The sequence below is a fragment of the Streptomyces sp. NPDC090798 genome (assembly GCF_044768965.1).
GTDB lineage: Bacteria > Actinomycetota > Actinomycetes > Streptomycetales > Streptomycetaceae > Streptomyces.
On sequence record NZ_JBIVXA010000015.1, the window covers coordinates 158174 to 174153 of the forward strand.

Consider the following 15980-nt stretch of genomic DNA (forward strand, 5'->3'; position numbering starts at 1 on the left):
CAAACCTAAGGAACAACCTGATGGAGCTCGGTCTCGTCGGCCTCGGCAAGATGGGCGGCAACATGCGCGAGCGGATCCGCCGCGCAGGCCACACCGTCATCGGATACGACCGCAACCCGGACCTCGCCGATGTCCACAGCCTGGAAGAGCTTGTGGGCAAGCTCAAGGGGCCGCGCGTGGTGTGGGTGATGGTCCCGGCCGGTGCCGCCACGCAGTCCACCGTCGACCAGCTCGGCGAGCTCCTGGAGCCCGGCGACACCGTCGTCGACGGCGGCAACTCCCGCTGGACGGACGACGAGAAGCACGCGGAGGAACTGGCCGCCAAGGGCATCGGATTCGTCGACTGCGGCGTCTCCGGCGGCGTCTGGGGCCTGGAGAACGGCTATGCGCTGATGTACGGCGGCGACGCCGAGAACATCGCCAAGGTGCAGCCGGTCTTCGACGCACTCAAGCCGGAGGGCGACTTCGGCGCGGTGCACGCCGGCAAGGTCGGCGCGGGCCACTTCTCCAAGATGGTCCACAACGGCATCGAGTACGCCATGATGCAGGCCTACGCCGAGGGCTGGGAGCTCCTGGAGAAGGTCCACTCCGTCACCGACGTGCGCGAGGTCTTCCGCTCCTGGCAGGAAGGCACGGTCATCCGTTCCTGGCTGCTGGACCTGGCGGTGAACGCCCTGGACGAGGACGAGCACCTGGAGAAGCTGCGCGGTTACGCACAGGACTCCGGCGAGGGCCGCTGGACTGTGGAAGCCGCCATCGACCACGCGGTGCCGCTGCCCGCGATCACCGCGTCGCTGTTCGCGCGGTTCGCCTCGCGGCAGGAGGACTCGCCGCAGATGAAGATGGTCGCTGCGCTGCGCAACCAGTTCGGCGGCCACGCGGTCGAGACGAAGTAATCCACAGATCCACAGGCCGTGTGGCGGTGGATCCACAACCCTGGGGGAGGTCGGCGAACGACCATGCACGTCACGCATCTGTCGCTGGCCGACTTCCGCTCGTACGCCCGGGTCGAGGTTCCGCTCGACCCGGGCGTCACCGCGTTCGTGGGCCCCAACGGACAGGGCAAGACGAATCTGGTCGAGGCGGTGGGCTATCTCGCGACCCTCGGCAGCCACCGCGTCTCCTCCGACGCGCCGCTGGTGCGCATGGGCGCCGACCGGGCGATCATCCGGGCCAATGTCCGCCAGGGCGAACGCCAGCAGCTCGTCGAGCTCGAGCTGAACCCCGGCAAGGCCAACCGCGCCCGCATCAACAGGTCCTCGCAGGTCAGACCCCGTGACGTGCTCGGCATCGTGCGGACCGTGCTGTTCGCGCCCGAGGATCTCGCGCTGGTCAAGGGCGACCCCGGTGAGCGGCGCCGTTTCCTCGACGAGCTGATCACCGCCCGCTCCCCGCGGATGGCGGGCGTCCGCTCCGACTACGAGCGGGTCCTCAAGCAGCGCAACACCCTCCTGAAGTCGGCCGCGCTGGCCCGCCGGCACGGCGGCCGCACCATGGACCTCTCCACGCTCGACGTGTGGGACCAGCACCTCGCGCGCGTGGGCGCCGAGCTGCTCGCCCAGCGGCTCGACCTGGTCGCCGCGATCCAGCCGTTGGCCGACAAGGCGTACGAGCAGCTGGCCCCCGGCGGCGGACCCGTCGCCCTGGAGTACAAGCCGTCCGCGCCCGGCGAGGCGCACACCCGCGAGGACCTGTACGAGCAGGTGATGGCGGCGCTCGCCGAGGTCCGCAAGCAGGAGATCGAGCGGGGCGTGACCCTCGTGGGACCCCATCGGGACGATGTGGTCCTCAAGCTCGGTCAGCTGCCCGCCAAGGGATACGCCTCCCACGGCGAGTCCTGGTCGTACGCGCTGGCGCTGCGCCTGGCCTCGTACGACCTCCTGAGGGCCGAGGGCAATGAACCGGTGCTGGTCCTCGACGACGTCTTCGCCGAGCTGGACAGCCGCAGAAGAGAGCGCCTCGCGGAACTCGTCGCTCCCGGCGAGCAGGTCCTCGTGACGGCCGCGGTCGACGACGACGTACCGGACGTACTGACGGGGACGCGGTACGTCGTCTCCGAGGGCACGGTGGAGCGGGTATGACGGAGAACACACCCGGCGAATCGGCCGCCTCCGAGGGAGCTTCGGAGAAGGGCCGGGAAACGGCCTCCAAGAAGGCCCCCGAGCACTCCGGCGTAGACCTCGCGCGCGTGGCGTTGCGCGCCGCGAAGGAGCAGGCACGCGCGCGGGGGGACGCGGCACAGCAGAAGAAGCAGGCGCGGCGCGGCGGCCTGCGCTCCGGCGCGCGCGCCGACGGGCGTGATCCGATGGCGCTCGGCGCCGCGATCAACCGGCTGCTCACCGAGCGCGGCTGGGAGACCCCGGCCGCGGTGGGCGGTGTGATGGGCCGCTGGCCGCAGATCGTCGGCGAGGATCTGGCCAAGCACTGCGTCCCGCAGAAGTACGACGAGGACGAGCGGGTGCTGACCGTGCAGTGCGACTCGACCGCCTGGGCCACCCAGTTGAGGCTGCTCGCCCCGCAGGTGGTCGCGCGGCTGAACCAGGACCTCGGGCACGGCACGGTGCGGCTGATCAAGGTGCAGGGCCCCGGTGGTCCCACGCGCCGCTTCGGCCCCCTGCGCGCCCCTGGAAGCACGGGTCCCGGCGACACCTACGGGTGACAGAGGCCACATCGAGTGGCCCCTGCGCGGGAGTGCACGCGGTTGCGAACACCGACCTGACTCCGCGGTAGCCAAGGGTTGACACCCGGAAGCGCTGAGTGCCGCTGTGAGCCTCTTTGAGCCCGGGTCCACATATGGGGAGTCGGGAGAGACCGGTTCAGGGCGGCACATGCGGACTCAGGTACCGGCAAACCCCCATCACTGTCGGCGCTACCGGTAGACTGGAAGCTAATCCCGCCCCGCTTGCGGGGACCGTCCGGGAAAAGCTGAGCAACGCTGATCAAGGCTTACCAACGCAACGTGCCGCAGCCGCTCCGGCAACCCGCCGACGAGCTTGGCTTGTGCTGTGCCAGAAAGGGCGCTTCGTGGCCGATTCCGGCAACCCCAACGAGAACATCCCGTCCACCGACGCCGGCGACAACGCCGAGGCCACGACCTCGAACGGCGAGGTCACAGCCTCGTACGACGCCAGCGCCATCACCGTCCTCGAGGGTCTGGACGCGGTTCGCAAGCGACCCGGTATGTACATCGGCTCGACCGGCGAGCGCGGACTGCACCACCTTGTGTACGAGGTCGTCGACAACTCCGTCGACGAGGCGCTGGCCGGCCACGCGGACACGATCGACATCACGATCCTCGCCGACGGCGGCGTGCGTGTCGTGGACAACGGCCGCGGCATCCCCGTGGGCATCGTTCCCTCCGAAGGGAAGCCGGCCCTCGAGGTCGTGCTGACGGTCCTGCACGCGGGCGGCAAGTTCGGCGGCGGCGGTTACGCGGTCTCCGGTGGTCTGCACGGCGTCGGCGTCTCCGTGGTGAACGCCCTGTCGAGCAAGGTCTCCGTCGAGGTCAAGACCGACGGACGCCGCTGGACGCAGGACTACAAGATGGGCGTCCCGACCGCCCCTCTCGTCGAGCACGAGGCCACCGACGAGACCGGCACCTCGGTCACCTTCTGGGCCGACAGCGACATCTTCGAGACGACCGAGTACTCCTTCGAGACGCTCTCGCGGCGCTTCCAGGAGATGGCGTTCCTCAACAAGGGTTTGACGATCAAACTCACTGATGAGCGCGAGTCGGCGAAGGCCACGGCCGGTGCGGACGAGGCGGGTGCGGATGAGAAGGCCGAGGTCAAGACCGTCACGTACCACTACGAGGGCGGCATCGTCGACTTCGTGAAGTACCTCAACTCCCGCAAGGGAGACGTGGTGCACCCCACCGTCATCGATCTCGAGGCCGAGGACAAGGACAAGAGCCTGTCCCTCGAGGTCGCGATGCAGTGGAACAGCGGCTACAGCGAGGGCGTGTACTCCTTCGCCAACATCATCCACACCCACGAGGGCGGTACGCACGAGGAGGGCTTCCGTGCGGCGCTGACCTCGCTGATCAACAAGTACGCGCGCGACAAGAAGCTGCTGCGTGAGAAGGACGACAACCTCACCGGTGACGACATCCGCGAGGGTCTGACCGCGATCATCTCGGTCAAGCTGAGCGAGCCCCAGTTCGAGGGCCAGACCAAGACCAAGCTGGGCAACACGGAGGCGAAGACCTTCGTCCAGAAGGCCGTCTACGAGCACCTCAACGACTGGCTGGACCGCAACCCGAACGAGGCCGCGGACATCGTCCGCAAGTCCATCCAGGCGGCCACCGCGCGCGTGGCGGCCCGCAAGGCGCGCGACCTCACCCGCCGCAAGGGCCTCCTGGAGACGGCGTCGCTGCCGGGCAAGCTGTCCGACTGCCAGTCGAACGACCCCACCAAGTGCGAGATCTTCATCGTCGAGGGTGACTCCGCCGGCGGCTCGGCCAAGTCCGGCCGCAACCCGCAGTACCAGGCGATCCTCCCGATCCGAGGCAAGATCCTCAACGTCGAGAAGGCGCGGATCGACAAGATCCTGCAGAACCAGGAGATCCAGGCGCTGATCTCGGCCTTCGGTACCGGGGTCCACGAGGACTTCGACATCGAGAAGCTCCGCTATCACAAGATCATCCTGATGGCGGACGCCGACGTCGACGGCCAGCACATCAACACACTGCTGCTGACCTTCCTCTTCCGCTTCATGCGGCCGTTGGTCGAGGCCGGGCACGTGTTCCTGTCGCGCCCCCCGCTGTACAAGATCAAGTGGGGCCGGGACGACTTCGAGTACGCGTACTCGGACCGTGAGCGCGACGCGCTGATCGAGCTGGGCAAGCAGGCCGGCAAGCGCATCCGTGACGACTCGGTCCAGCGCTTCAAGGGCCTTGGCGAGATGAACGCCGAGGAGCTGCGCATCACGACCATGGACCAGGAGCACCGGGTCCTCGGTCAGGTCACGCTCGACGACGCCGCCCAGGCCGACGACCTGTTCTCGGTCCTCATGGGCGAGGACGTCGAGGCCCGCCGCGCGTTCATCCAGCGCAATGCCAAGGACGTCCGCTTCCTCGACATCTGAGTCGGTCTCAGCTGACCGCAGCAGAAAGGATCTTCACCAGCAATGGCCGACGAGAACACTCCGAGCACGCCTGAAGAAGGCGGCGAGATCACCCTGCGCGTCGAGCCCGTCGGGCTCGAGACGGAGATGCAGCGTTCGTATCTCGACTACGCGATGTCCGTCATCGTGTCGCGCGCGCTGCCCGACGTCCGGGACGGCCTCAAGCCCGTCCACCGCCGTGTCCTGTACGCCATGTACGACGGCGGCTACCGGCCCGAGAAGGGCTTCTACAAGTGCGCCCGCGTCGTCGGCGACGTCATGGGCACCTACCACCCGCACGGCGACTCCTCGATCTACGACGCGCTGGTCCGCCTCGCGCAGCCGTGGTCGATGCGGATGCCGCTGGTGGACTCCAACGGCAACTTCGGCTCTCCGGGCAACGACCCCGCGGCCGCCATGCGCTACACCGAGTGCAAGATGGCGCCGCTGTCCATGGAGATGGTCCGTGACATCGACGAGGAGACCGTCGACTTCACGGACAACTACGACGGCCGCAACCAGGAGCCGACGGTTCTGCCGGCCCGGTTCCCGAACCTGCTGATCAACGGCTCGGCGGGCATCGCGGTCGGCATGGCCACCAACATCCCGCCGCACAACCTCCGTGAGGTCGCGGCCGGCGCCCAGTGGTACCTCGAGAACCCCGAAGCCAGCCACGAGGAGCTGCTCGACGCCCTGATCGAGCGCATCAAGGGCCCCGATTTCCCGACCGGCGCCCTTGTAGTGGGCCGCAAGGGCATCGAGGAGGCGTACCGCACGGGCCGTGGCTCCATCACGATGCGCGCGGTCGTCGAGGTCGAGGAGATCCAGAACCGCCAGTGCCTGGTGGTCACCGAGCTCCCCTACCAGACCAACCCCGACAACCTCGCGCAGAAGATCGCCGACCTGGTCAAGGACGGCAAGGTCGGCGGCATCGCGGACGTCCGCGACGAGACCTCGTCCCGTACGGGACAGCGGCTGGTCATCGTCCTGAAGCGCGACGCGGTCGCCAAGGTCGTCCTGAACAACCTCTACAAGCACACCGATCTGCAGTCGAACTTCGGCGCCAACATGCTGGCGCTGGTGGACGGCGTTCCGCGCACGCTGTCGCTCGACGCGTTCATCCGCCACTGGGTGACGCACCAGATCGAGGTCATCGTCCGCCGTACGCGCTTCAGGCTGCGCAAGGCCGAGGAGCGCGCGCACATCCTGCGTGGCCTCCTGAAGGCCCTGGACGCCATCGACGAGGTCATCGCGCTGATCCGGCGCAGTGACACCGTCGAGATCGCGCGTGAGGGCCTGATGGGCCTCCTGGAGATCGACGAGATCCAGGCGAACGCCATCCTCGAGATGCAGCTGCGCCGACTGGCCGCTCTGGAGCGCCAGAAGATCATCCAGGAGCACGACGAGCTCCAGGCGAAGATCACCGAGTACAACGCGATCCTCGCCTCACCGGAGCGCCAGCGCACCATCATCAGCGAGGAACTCGCGGCGATCGTCGACAAGTTCGGCGAGGACCGTCGCTCCAAGCTGGTGCCCTTCGACGGTGACATGTCCATCGAGGACCTGATCGCCGAAGAGGACATCGTCGTCACCATCACGCGCGGTGGCTACATCAAGCGGACCAAGACCGAGGACTACCGCTCGCAGAAGCGGGGCGGCAAGGGCGTACGCGGCGCGAAGCTGAAGCAGGACGACATCGTCGACCACTTCTTCGTGTCGACCACGCACCACTGGCTGCTGTTCTTCACCAACAAGGGACGCGTCTACCGCGCGAAGGCGTACGAGCTCCCGGACGCCGGGCGGGACGCGCGTGGACAGCACGTCGCCAACCTGCTGGCCTTCCAGCCGGACGAGGCGATCGCCGAGATCCTCGCGATCCGTGACTACGAGGCGGTGCCTTATCTGGTGCTGGCCACCAAGGGCGGCCTCGTGAAGAAGACGCCTCTGAAGGATTACGATTCCCCGCGCTCCGGCGGTGTCATCGCGATCAATCTCCGCGAGACGGAGGACGGTTCCGACGACGAACTGATCGGAGCCGAACTCGTATCGGCCGAGGACGATCTGCTGCTGATCAGCAAGAAGGCACAGTCGATCAGGTTCACCGCGACGGACGACGCCCTGCGGCCCATGGGCCGTGCGACCTCGGGCGTCAAGGGGATGAGTTTCCGCGAGGGCGACGAGCTGCTCTCGATGAATGTTGTTCGACCCGGTACGTTCGTGTTCACTGCTACGGACGGCGGGTACGCGAAGCGGACCGCCGTTGACGAGTACCGCGTTCAGGGTCGTGGTGGCCTCGGTATCAAGGCCGCCAAGATCGTAGAGGACCGCGGGTCTCTCGTCGGCGCGCTGGTGGTCGAGGAGACGGATGAGATCCTCGCCATCACCCTGTCCGGCGGTGTGATTCGCACGCGAGTCAACGAGGTCAGGGAGACGGGCCGTGACACCATGGGTGTCCAACTGATCAACCTGGGCAAGCGCGATGCCGTGGTCGGCATCGCTCGTAACGCCGAGGCCGGTCGCGAGGCGGAGGAAGTCGACGGCGAGATCGCCGAGGACGAGACCGCCGAGGGCGTCGAGGCCGTCGGTACGGACGAGGGCGAGCAGTCCTCGCCCGAGTAGCGCGAGGAGTGAGTCATCGTGAGCGGAGCCACGGGCGCCGGATCGACCGGTACGGATACGGACGGCGGCCGTGGCTCCGCCGCGGAGACGACTGACTCCCATGACTCTCATGGATCCCAGGGGGGAACTGTGACGGACACCCGAGGCCCGCAGGCCCAGCAGTACGCGGCCGGAGCGGGCCCGGCGGCGGCCGGTCCGGCGAAGACCAAGCCCGCGCCCGGCGCGGCGCCCGCTTCGACGCCCCCACCGGGGGCTCCTTCGGCCGCTTCAGCCGCTTCGGCGGCCCCTGCCGGGGCCGCTCCCGAGGCCGGCTCCGCGCTGCCGGGGGAACGGCAGCCGCAGCAGCCCGCGCAGCCGTACCACCCGCCGCAGGCGTACCCGGCTCAGACACCGTCGGGCGCCGTACGCCGGCCGCGGACCGGAGCGCGCACCGCGCCCCGCACCCGCAAGGCGCGGCTGCGGGTGGCCAAGACCGACCCCTGGTCGGTGATGAAGGTCAGCTTCCTGCTCTCCATCGCGCTGGGCATCTGCACGATCGTGGCGGCGGCGGTGCTGTGGATGGTCCTGGACGCGATGGGCGTCTTCTCGACGGTCGGCGGCACGATTTCCGAGGCGACGGGTTCGAACGAGTCGAACGGATTCGACCTGCAGTCGTTCCTCTCCCTGCCGCACGTCCTGATGTTCACGTCGATCATCGCGGTCATCGACGTCGTGCTGGCCACGGCGCTCGCGACGCTCGGCTCGTTCATCTACAACCTCTCCGCGGGCTTCGTCGGCGGTATTGAGCTGACCCTCGCCGAAGACGAGTAACAGCAGCTCGTCGGGCCCGGCCAGGAGGCCTGGGATACCGATTTTGGGACTGGCCGCGTCGTGCGCTAATCTTCAGAGGTCGGCGCGCGGGACACACTCCGCAAAGCGCGGCGGGGCTATAGCTCAGTTGGTTAGAGCGCATCCCTGATAAGGATGAGGCCACAGGTTCAAATCCTGTTAGCCCCACCAGTCAAAAGACCCCCAGGTGATCCACCTGGGGGTCTTTTGCGTCTGGGCAGGACGGCATCGGCGACTGATGTCAGGTGGAGAAACCTGAAACAACTCCCACGCTTCCCGGCCCCGTTCGAGGTGCATGCCTCTTCATCCCAGGGGAGACCCCCCGCGGACGATTCGGTCAGCCGCCCAGCAGTGGGCTCAGGAACGCGATGATTACGCAGAGCCCCGCACCCAGCAGCAGGATGATCCCTGCCTGACCGAGTCGGAGCCCTGCGCGGCCGACGAGGCCGGCGCGGAGTTCGGGGCGGCCGGTGGAGTTCGCCCGGGAGGCGAATCCGGCCCCCGCGAAGACGAACAGCGCCATGCCGAACAGTGACAACGCCGCGTACTCCTCGGTGCGGGCCGGGCTGATCCGCATGTAGGAGCCGGCGTCGACCCGGTCCAGGCGGGTGATCTGCCCTGAGGCCAAGGCCGGGTTCACGGTGAAGCGTGCCGCTGGGTCCGTCGAGCGGCCGTCGTCCGACCGGAAGGTGCCGGTGCACCGGATCTCGGGCTTCGGCTGACCGGCCCGTGCGCAGGAGGCGACGGTGAGCGTGCCGGGCTCGCCCAGCAGGCCGACGGCGTGGCCTGCCTGGTAGAGCCCGAACGTAGTCAGCCCGGCCCCGGTCAGCGCGAACAGGACAGAGAACGCCAGCCGCTGGGCGGGGTTCGCCGACCGCGACGGCCCGCGGTTCGGGATCACTGGCGCCATGCACTGCCTCCCGACCTGGTGGTCCCGTGAAGACGACACGGGACGCTACCGGACGGCCCTGGATCCGGGGCCACCGGAGGCACTCCTGACGATGTGCTGTGCGTGCCTGGACGATGAGGTGCCGGACAGGGCGAGGCGCGGGACGGGGCGAGGTGCCGGACATGGCGAAGGCCCGGCAGCTCTTTCGAGGTGCCGGGCCTTCGGATCTGTGGGTGGCGGTGTACGCAAGTTCGCCGCTACGTCAGGGGAGGGGCTGGGGGATGGGGCGGAGCCGCGCTGGTCAGCGCTGGAGGCGGATCTCGGGCTCGGTGTGGGCCTCAGGGGCGCAGAGCGACGCGAGGTCGGCCGGGTCGGCCTCGGTGGCCTCGGTCGGCGGGCGGTGCCGGCAACTCGGTGAGGAGCCGTGGGCCTCGGCGCGGATGCGTTGCTTCATCGTGGGGGGCAGGGCCCGGCTGTATGGACCGGCCCAGGGAGAGATCGTCGGCACGGTCGCGGAGACTGTGCTGTTGCGCGTCGCTTCGGCCTGCGGTACGGCCGCGGCCGCGGTGGTCGTGATGAAACCGAGCGCCGTGCAGAGCGCGACGAAGGCGGTGACGATGGCGGTCCACAGCTTCATGACCTTGTTCTGGGTCATGGCCCCTCACTTTCGGGTCAGGCGATTTGCGTACTTTCCTCATGATGTGTATGTGGGCCGCGAAGTGGTGGACCGACGCCCGTGGCGCGTCGATGTTCAGATCAACACCACTCGGATGGGTGCAAGAGGTCAGAAAAGCCCCTAAAAAGGTGCGAGAGGGTGCAGAAAGTCACCGTGTGTGAGATGTGATCACCTTGCGATACGACCGTGGCCGGAGCGGCCGGATCCGCTCGTACTGCTCTCCGCCGGGCGGCAGTTGGGGGTCGATGCAGGTCACCGATCGATATCGGTCGGTGTGTATAGTCGGGCGCCAGAGGTCCCCTACGTCAACGAAAGACGAGGTCGCGCGGTGAAGAAGCTTCTCCTGGTCGCACTGGCCGCCATCGGCGGGCTCCTCGTGTACCGCCAGATCCAGGCGGATCGCGCCGAGCAGGATCTGTGGACGGAGGCGACTGACTCCGTGCCCACGGGTTCGTGAGAATCGACACCAGTCTCAGATCAGACCCCGGCCGCCCTCGCGGTCGGGGTTTTGTATTGCCTGGACCCATTTTGATTCGCTTCGGCAAACGAATTGATTGCTCAAGTGAAGATTTCGGGCCTCTGGGCAGGCGGTTTCGGCCGCTTGTGCGGATAGCGGGGGTGGCCCAGTGACCGGCGGGGCAGGATGGGCCACGGTCCGGGGCTAGTCCGGGGCTAGTCCGGGGCTACGACGAGGGGTGGCGCGTGATGGGGCGGCGCACGGCATGGCGGCACGGCGGTCGGCCGTTCGCGATCGTGGCAACGGTCTTGTGCGCGACCGCGGCTCTGACCGGGCGGGCCGTCGCGGCAGCCGAGACCGGTACACCGAAGCCCTACGCCTTCGCCCAGGACGCGACGCCGGTCCAGGGCGCCACGGGCACCACGGACGCCGTACGGCTGGAGCCCGGCCGGACGTACCGCAGTTCCCTCGGCAAGGACGGCAAGCTCTACTACCGCCTGGAGCTCGACGCCACCTCCAACGCGTACATCGCCGCCACCGCCGTCCCCAGGCCCGGCGCCACGGTCGCCTACTCCGACGGCGTCAAGGTCTCCGTACAGGACGGCAACAGCGGCAGCTGCTCCTCCTCCACGACCGCCCACTTCGGCGCCTCCCAGAGCCCGCACCCCGTCGCCGCCTGGGCGTCACGCGAGATAGGCCCCGGCAAGTACGGCTGCCAGACGGCCGGAACGTACTACGTGGTCGTCGAGCGCACCGCGGCACCCGCCTCCTCGGTCTCCCCGCCGTCCTCCCCCGACGCCTGGGACCTCGAACTGAGCTATGTGTCGGAACCCCGCTTGGAGAAGGCGGGTTCGACCAGTGCTCCCGAGGTCTGGAACTCCGCCTCGCCCGAGGCCCTCCAGGGCGACGCGCGGCCGCGCAGGGGCGGCGCGGGGTTCACCACGGCCGGCGCCCTCGGACAGGGAGTCTGGAAGGACGGGATCAGCCCCGGACAGACGCTCTTCTACAAGGTGCCGGTCGACTGGGGACAGCAGTTCTCCGCCACCGCCGAACTCGGCAGTTCGAGCGGCGGCGAGGGATTCATGGGCACGGCTCTCGTCATGTCCCTCTACAACCCCGTGCGCGGACTCGTCGCCGACGTGGGCGCGGGATACGACGGCAGCCAGCGGTCCGCCGCTCTGGATCCGCTGCCGCCCGTCGAGTACGACAACCGCTACGCCTTCAACGACCGGATCAGCGGCATGCGGTTCGCCGGTTCGTACTACCTCGTCGTACATCTCGCGGCGCAGGTCGCCGACAAGTTCGGCGACGGGCCGTTCGGACTGACCTTGCGCGTACGGGTGGACGGCGCCGCGCGGACCGGCCCGGCGTACGCGGGGCGGGCCGTACCGCGTGACGTGTTCGACCCCGCGACCGGTGACTCCGTGCCGGTCAGGGGTGGGATGGTGCCTGCCGGAAGCGGCGGGAGCGACGACGGCACCACCATGAAGCTGGTCGCCGTGGGCGGTATCGGCACCGGGACCGTCCTGGTGCTGGCGCTCGGGGTGTGGACGGTGGCCGCGCGGCGACGGGCGACGCCGCGCGGCTGGTAGGCCCGCCCAACAAGGAGATACAGGGCTTACGGGCGCCGGAGTTCAGATCTGGGTCAGCGCCCAGAAGCCCACCGCGAAACAGGCCAGCGCGAGGAGCAGCACCGGGACGGCCACCTTCGCGGGCGGTCCGGGGCGGGGCTGCGCGTGCTGACGCGTCGCGGCGGTCGGATCCGTGGGCCGCACGGGGGAGGGCGATCGCGCGGTCGTGTGGTCGAACGGCAGGGCATGGGTGGGGGTCGGCACCGGCAGCACGACCGAGGTGGGGGGAGTGGGGGGCTGATCGTGCTGCCAGAAGGACTGGGGCCGCGGCTGCGGTGGCGGCAGGTGGAAGCTGCCGGTGTCCGACATCGAGGACGGCTGCGGGGGTGTGGCGTCGGGCGCGGGGTGCGGTGGTACGGCACCGGGCGTGGGCTCGTGTCGTACGGCACCGGAGGTGGGCTCGTGCCGTACGGCGCTCGGGGCGGGCTCCGGTCGTACGCCACCCGAGTCGGACGCGGGCCATACGCCCCCGGAAGAACGATCCGACCACGCGGCCCCGGAGACGGGCTCCCGGGACAACGCCCCGGAATCGTGACGCCAGGGCCCCGAGTCGTGCGGGCCAGAGCCGGTGCCGGTGCCGGTGCCAGAAGTGGTGCCGGTGCTGGTGCCGGAGCCGGTCGCGGACTCGGAGCCGGTGTCGGAGGCGGAACCGGACCACGAAGCCGCGTTCTCCGCGGGGCGTGACGTGGTCGCCCTCAGTGGCCCTTCCGGGCCGAACCCCGGGGGAAGCGGACCGAGTTGGTCGAAGACCTCGACCAGCTCGTCGTCGGGGCCGGGCTCGGGCAGCAGCTCGGTGGCCGAGGCCAGCGCCTTGCGTGCCCCGGTCGCGGTGCGGAACCGTGCCCGCGGATCCGGCTGCAGCAGCGTGGCCACGACCTGCCACAGCGGCTCGGGGATGCTCTGGGGAGCGGCCGGTGTGCCGTTCTCCGCGAAGTACTCGATCAGGGCCTTGGCATCGGGTCTCGCCCCTTCGAGCAGGTAGAGGGCGACCAGCCCGACGGCGAACAGATCGGCGGGGAAGTCCGGCTCGGCGCCCATCATCTGCTCGGGAGCGAAGTAACTGGGCGTCCCTACCACGTAGTTGGTCTCCGTCAGCCGTGGCTCACCCAGCCGCATCGCGATGCCGAAGTCGGACAGCCGCAGCCGTGGCCGGGCCGTACCGGTCGCTTCGAGCAGGATGTTGGCGGGCTTGATGTCACGGTGCACGACCCCCTCCGCGTGCACGGCGGCGACTCCCGAGAGGAGCTGGTCGAGCAGGGTGCAGACGAACGGGGGCGGCAGCGGGCCGTAGTCGTTGACCAGGTGGACCAGGGAGCCCCCGGCCACCAGGTCCATGGTGAACAGGACCTTGTCGTCGTCGGCGGCCCAGCTGGCGGGCGCGAGCACATGGGGGTGATCGATCCGCAGCGCCTGCTCCCGCACGAAGCGCAGCAGCGCGTGCGCGTCGCTCTGCTGGAGCACCTTGGCGGCCACATAACGGCGCCGCCGCTGGTCCCAGGCGCGCCAGACCGCACCGACTCCCCCGTGGCCGATCGGGTCGACCAGTTCGTAGCGTCCGGCGAAGACCTCACCCATGGTCGTGCGTCGCTCCCCTTCGGCGGTCGGTCCGGCGCAGGCCCCCCGTGGAGACGCCCGGCGGCCCGAGGTGCGGAGCCTGACGGCGTCCTGAGCCCCCGGCGCCGGGTGTGCGGCGGCCGGGCCGCCGGCTCAGCTCTGGTGCGACTGGTAGTGCGCGACCGCGTCGGAGGTGCGGCCGGCGCCGTACACCCGGAGGAACTCTGCCAGTTCCGGGTGGGTCGGGGCGAGGGTGTCGGCCGCGTCGATGATGTCCCCCGCGGCTGCCACGGAGCGCAGCAGCGACTGGATCTCGCGGACCACCCGCTTGACCGTGGGCGCACCTGAACTGCTCGTCGACTGTGTGGTGTTGCTGAGCACCGAGCCCCCTTGCGACTTCTTGATCTCGTCCATGCGCTCGGTCGCCTCGGCGGCGCTGACGCTGCCGTCCGCGACCTGCCCCGCCAGGTCCTGCAACAGCTGCACGCGCTGGACCACCGCAGGATTGCCGATCTTGGCACGCTGACCGCTCATCAGCTGCGACAGCATGGGCGCGGAAAGTCCCAGCACCCCGGCAAGACGCGCCTGGTTGAGGCCCAGATCCTCGATGAGCCTACGGAAGAGCGTCCCCAACGGCTCTCCGTACCAGTTCCGCTGCAGCTCTTGAGCTCTCGCGGTTGCTTCCTGCTGTGCGGCGTCCATTGCGTCTCCCCATCGCTTCCCCAAATACTGCGGTTCGCTGTCGCGAACCACGTCGAGCATCTTACGGAGAGTGGTCGCCCACGGGGACCCCCAATCTTTTTGCGAGATCCCGGGGGTGACCCGGTACTCTGGTCTGCGGCGCCCTCCGGTACCCGATTCCACCGGCCGGACGCCTGTCTTCCGGGGCCTTAGCTCAGTTGGTAGAGCGCTGTCTTTGCATGGCAGATGTCAGGGGTTCGACTCCCCTAGGCTCCACATCCCGGACCGGTCAGACGCCCCTCGCGGCGGCTGGCCGGTTCTTGTTTTTCGGTGACCTGGGTCACGCATCAGGCTTCGCAGCCGTTGCAGTTGTTTGCGCAAATGGTCTGCCTGCGCAGGGGTGCCGATGGCGCCCCGCCGGTGGCGGACGTGGCGCGGGAGCGGTCTGCGTCGACGTCGGATCCTCGCGTGAGCTGCTGTAAGCAGATATGCGTAATCATGGCAACGCACACGGTGAAGAGGGTCTGTGCGGATGTTGTGAGCATCGGTCGTTGCAAACGTCATCGCGGCGGAAGGCGTAAATCGGCTCGATTCCGTGCCGCGCGCCCGCTGCCCGTCGTTCGGTTCTGCCGGTTCCACGTGAAACATCGCCGTGGGGCAGGAGACTCTCAAGTCTCCTGCCCCACGGCGATGTTGTTGCCCTTGCTCAGGGCTCGTTTCCCTGGTCCCGGGTCAGCGGCGGTCGTCGCCGTCCGCCGCCTCCTCCTCCTCGGCCTGCTTGGCCTGGACCTCGGGGTCGAGGCCGTCGGCCCGGTCGGTGCCGTCGATCGAGGAAAGACGGCCCGTCTCGGACACCTCCGTCGCGGCGGGCGGCTCGACCAGCCAGTCGGGGTTGGCCTGCTTGTCCCACCACTTCCAGGCGGCGAAGGCGCCGCCCGCGAGAATCCCCAGAACGAGCAGCCCCTTGGCGACGCGGCCGGCCTTCGCGCGCCGCTCGTGCTTGCGGACCAGTTTCTGGATTTCCCGGGGCGAGACCTGTCCGCGCAGCGCGGCGAGCGCCGCCGCACCGCGTGACGCGGCCTCCTCACGGACAGGCTGAGCCGCGGCCACCACCTGCTCGATCCTCGGCTTGGTGTAGTCGGCGGCCTGCACGGCTGCCTGGCGGGTACGGACGGCGGCCTGGTCGACCTTCGGCGGCACATGGGTACGGGCCTGCTCAAGGCGCGGCGCGAGATGGGCGCCGTACTGGACGCGGGCCTGTTCGGCGGCCAGCGACACCTTGGGCGCGAGCCGTACGCGTGCCTCGTTCGCGTAGTGCGAGGCCCGGTCCTTGGCCGTGTCGGCGTAGGGCGCCACCACTTCCGCGGCGTGCAGCACGCTGTCCTTCGCCGAGCCGGTCGCGGCGCGCACGCTGTCAATGCGGGTCACGGGTTTTCCTCCTCCTCGGTGGCGTACGTGGGCGTTCGGGTACCCCAAAAAGGCGCAGTTCACCTTCCACCCTGTTCGAGATCATGCCCCCCGAGGGACCGCGAGGCATGCGAG

General features: G+C 69.0%; 13 protein-coding genes and 2 tRNA genes. 10 read left to right on the top strand and 5 right to left on the bottom strand.

The window, feature by feature from the left end; genetic code table 11:
- Positions 1 to 20: 20 nt before the first annotated feature.
- The 7 genes from gnd (at position 21) to ACIQTP_RS30000 (ending at position 8721) form a co-directional block, all read left to right on the top strand.
- Positions 21 to 896, top strand: coding sequence for a phosphogluconate dehydrogenase (NAD(+)-dependent, decarboxylating) (gene gnd, locus ACIQTP_RS29970; protein WP_403405462.1), 876 nt, complete (start codon positions 21 to 23; stop codon positions 894 to 896).
- 63 nt (positions 897 to 959) lie between these two features.
- Positions 960 to 2081 carry a DNA replication/repair protein RecF gene (gene recF, locus ACIQTP_RS29975; protein ID WP_402038932.1) on the top strand — a complete coding sequence of 374 codons (1122 nt, stop codon included), beginning with the start codon at positions 960 to 962 and terminating at the stop codon, positions 2079 to 2081.
- Positions 2078 to 2659, top strand: coding sequence for a DUF721 domain-containing protein (locus tag ACIQTP_RS29980; RefSeq protein ID WP_403405465.1), 582 nt, complete (start codon positions 2078 to 2080; stop codon positions 2657 to 2659). The genes recF and ACIQTP_RS29980 overlap by 4 nt, the downstream gene beginning before the upstream one ends.
- 341 nt (positions 2660 to 3000) lie before the next feature.
- The gene (gene gyrB / locus ACIQTP_RS29985) at positions 3001 to 5085 is read left to right on the top strand and encodes a DNA topoisomerase (ATP-hydrolyzing) subunit B (RefSeq protein ID WP_402038934.1); all 2085 of its coding nucleotides are present in this window, start codon (positions 3001 to 3003) and stop codon (positions 5083 to 5085) included.
- 42 nt (positions 5086 to 5127) lie between these two features.
- Positions 5128 to 7722 (top strand): DNA gyrase subunit A, encoded by a 2595-nt coding sequence (gyrA, locus tag ACIQTP_RS29990; RefSeq protein ID WP_402038935.1) that lies wholly within the window; start codon positions 5128 to 5130, stop codon positions 7720 to 7722.
- A gap of 18 nt (positions 7723 to 7740) precedes the next feature.
- Positions 7741 to 8532 carry a DUF3566 domain-containing protein gene (locus ACIQTP_RS29995; RefSeq protein WP_403405469.1) on the top strand — a complete coding sequence of 264 codons (792 nt, stop codon included), beginning with the start codon at positions 7741 to 7743 and terminating at the stop codon, positions 8530 to 8532.
- Positions 8533 to 8644: 112 nt separating this feature from the next.
- A tRNA-Ile gene (locus ACIQTP_RS30000) sits at positions 8645 to 8721 on the top strand.
- Positions 8722 to 8887: 166 nt separating this feature from the next.
- Here the strand turns inward: ACIQTP_RS30000 and ACIQTP_RS30005 are convergent.
- On the bottom strand, positions 8888 to 9460 hold the full coding sequence (locus ACIQTP_RS30005; RefSeq protein ID WP_403405472.1) for a hypothetical protein: 573 nt from the start codon (positions 9458 to 9460) through the stop codon (positions 8888 to 8890).
- A gap of 280 nt (positions 9461 to 9740) precedes the next feature.
- Positions 9741 to 10094: a DUF6344 domain-containing protein gene (locus ACIQTP_RS30010; RefSeq protein ID WP_403405475.1), complete on the bottom strand. Its 354-nt coding sequence runs from the start codon at positions 10092 to 10094 to the stop codon at positions 9741 to 9743.
- A 349-nt stretch (positions 10095 to 10443) separates the two neighbouring features.
- Here ACIQTP_RS30010 and ACIQTP_RS30015 point away from each other — a divergent pair, with 349 nt between their 5' ends.
- Positions 10444 to 10572, top strand: coding sequence for a DLW-39 family protein (locus ACIQTP_RS30015; RefSeq protein WP_003999697.1), 129 nt, complete (start codon positions 10444 to 10446; stop codon positions 10570 to 10572).
- 248 nt (positions 10573 to 10820) lie between these two features.
- The gene (locus ACIQTP_RS30020; RefSeq protein ID WP_403405478.1) at positions 10821 to 12164 is read left to right on the top strand and encodes a hypothetical protein; all 1344 of its coding nucleotides are present in this window, start codon (positions 10821 to 10823) and stop codon (positions 12162 to 12164) included.
- 42 nt (positions 12165 to 12206) lie between these two features.
- Here the strand turns inward: ACIQTP_RS30020 and ACIQTP_RS30025 are convergent, their stop codons facing one another.
- Both ACIQTP_RS30025 and ACIQTP_RS30030 read right to left on the bottom strand, forming a co-directional pair.
- On the bottom strand, positions 12207 to 13778 hold the full coding sequence (locus tag ACIQTP_RS30025; protein WP_403405481.1) for a protein kinase: 1572 nt from the start codon (positions 13776 to 13778) through the stop codon (positions 12207 to 12209).
- Between the two features lie 132 nt (positions 13779 to 13910).
- A complete protein-coding gene (locus ACIQTP_RS30030) occupies positions 13911 to 14459 on the bottom strand; it encodes a helix-turn-helix domain-containing protein (protein ID WP_402038939.1) in 549 nt (182 codons plus the stop codon).
- Positions 14460 to 14641: 182 nt separating this feature from the next.
- On the opposite strand from ACIQTP_RS30030, the gene ACIQTP_RS30035 reads away from it, so the two are divergent.
- A tRNA-Ala gene (locus ACIQTP_RS30035) sits at positions 14642 to 14714 on the top strand.
- 456 nt (positions 14715 to 15170) lie between these two features.
- On the opposite strand, the gene ACIQTP_RS30040 is transcribed toward ACIQTP_RS30035, so the two are convergent.
- On the bottom strand, positions 15171 to 15866 hold the full coding sequence (locus ACIQTP_RS30040) for a DUF5324 family protein (protein WP_403405484.1): 696 nt from the start codon (positions 15864 to 15866) through the stop codon (positions 15171 to 15173).
- Between the last annotated feature and the right edge of the window lie 114 nt (positions 15867 to 15980).

What these genes read in the sequence shown, in the direction of transcription:
- gnd (WP_403405462.1), top strand. Translation starts at nt 21, where the DNA reads ATGGAGCTCGGTCTCGTCGGCCTCGGCAAGATGGGCGGCAACATGCGC.
- recF (WP_402038932.1), top strand. Translation starts at nt 960, where the DNA reads ATGCACGTCACGCATCTGTCGCTGGCCGACTTCCGCTCGTACGCCCGG.
- ACIQTP_RS29980 (WP_403405465.1), top strand. Translation starts at nt 2,078, where the DNA reads ATGACGGAGAACACACCCGGCGAATCGGCCGCCTCCGAGGGAGCTTCG.
- gyrA (WP_402038935.1), top strand. Translation starts at nt 5,128, where the DNA reads ATGGCCGACGAGAACACTCCGAGCACGCCTGAAGAAGGCGGCGAGATC.
- ACIQTP_RS30005 (WP_403405472.1), bottom strand. Translation starts at nt 9,460, where the DNA reads ATGGCGCCAGTGATCCCGAACCGCGGGCCGTCGCGGTCGGCGAACCCC.
- ACIQTP_RS30010 (WP_403405475.1), bottom strand. Translation starts at nt 10,094, where the DNA reads ATGACCCAGAACAAGGTCATGAAGCTGTGGACCGCCATCGTCACCGCC.
- ACIQTP_RS30020 (WP_403405478.1), top strand. Translation starts at nt 10,821, where the DNA reads ATGGGGCGGCGCACGGCATGGCGGCACGGCGGTCGGCCGTTCGCGATC.
- ACIQTP_RS30025 (WP_403405481.1), bottom strand. Translation starts at nt 13,778, where the DNA reads ATGGGTGAGGTCTTCGCCGGACGCTACGAACTGGTCGACCCGATCGGC.
- ACIQTP_RS30030 (WP_402038939.1), bottom strand. Translation starts at nt 14,459, where the DNA reads ATGGACGCCGCACAGCAGGAAGCAACCGCGAGAGCTCAAGAGCTGCAG.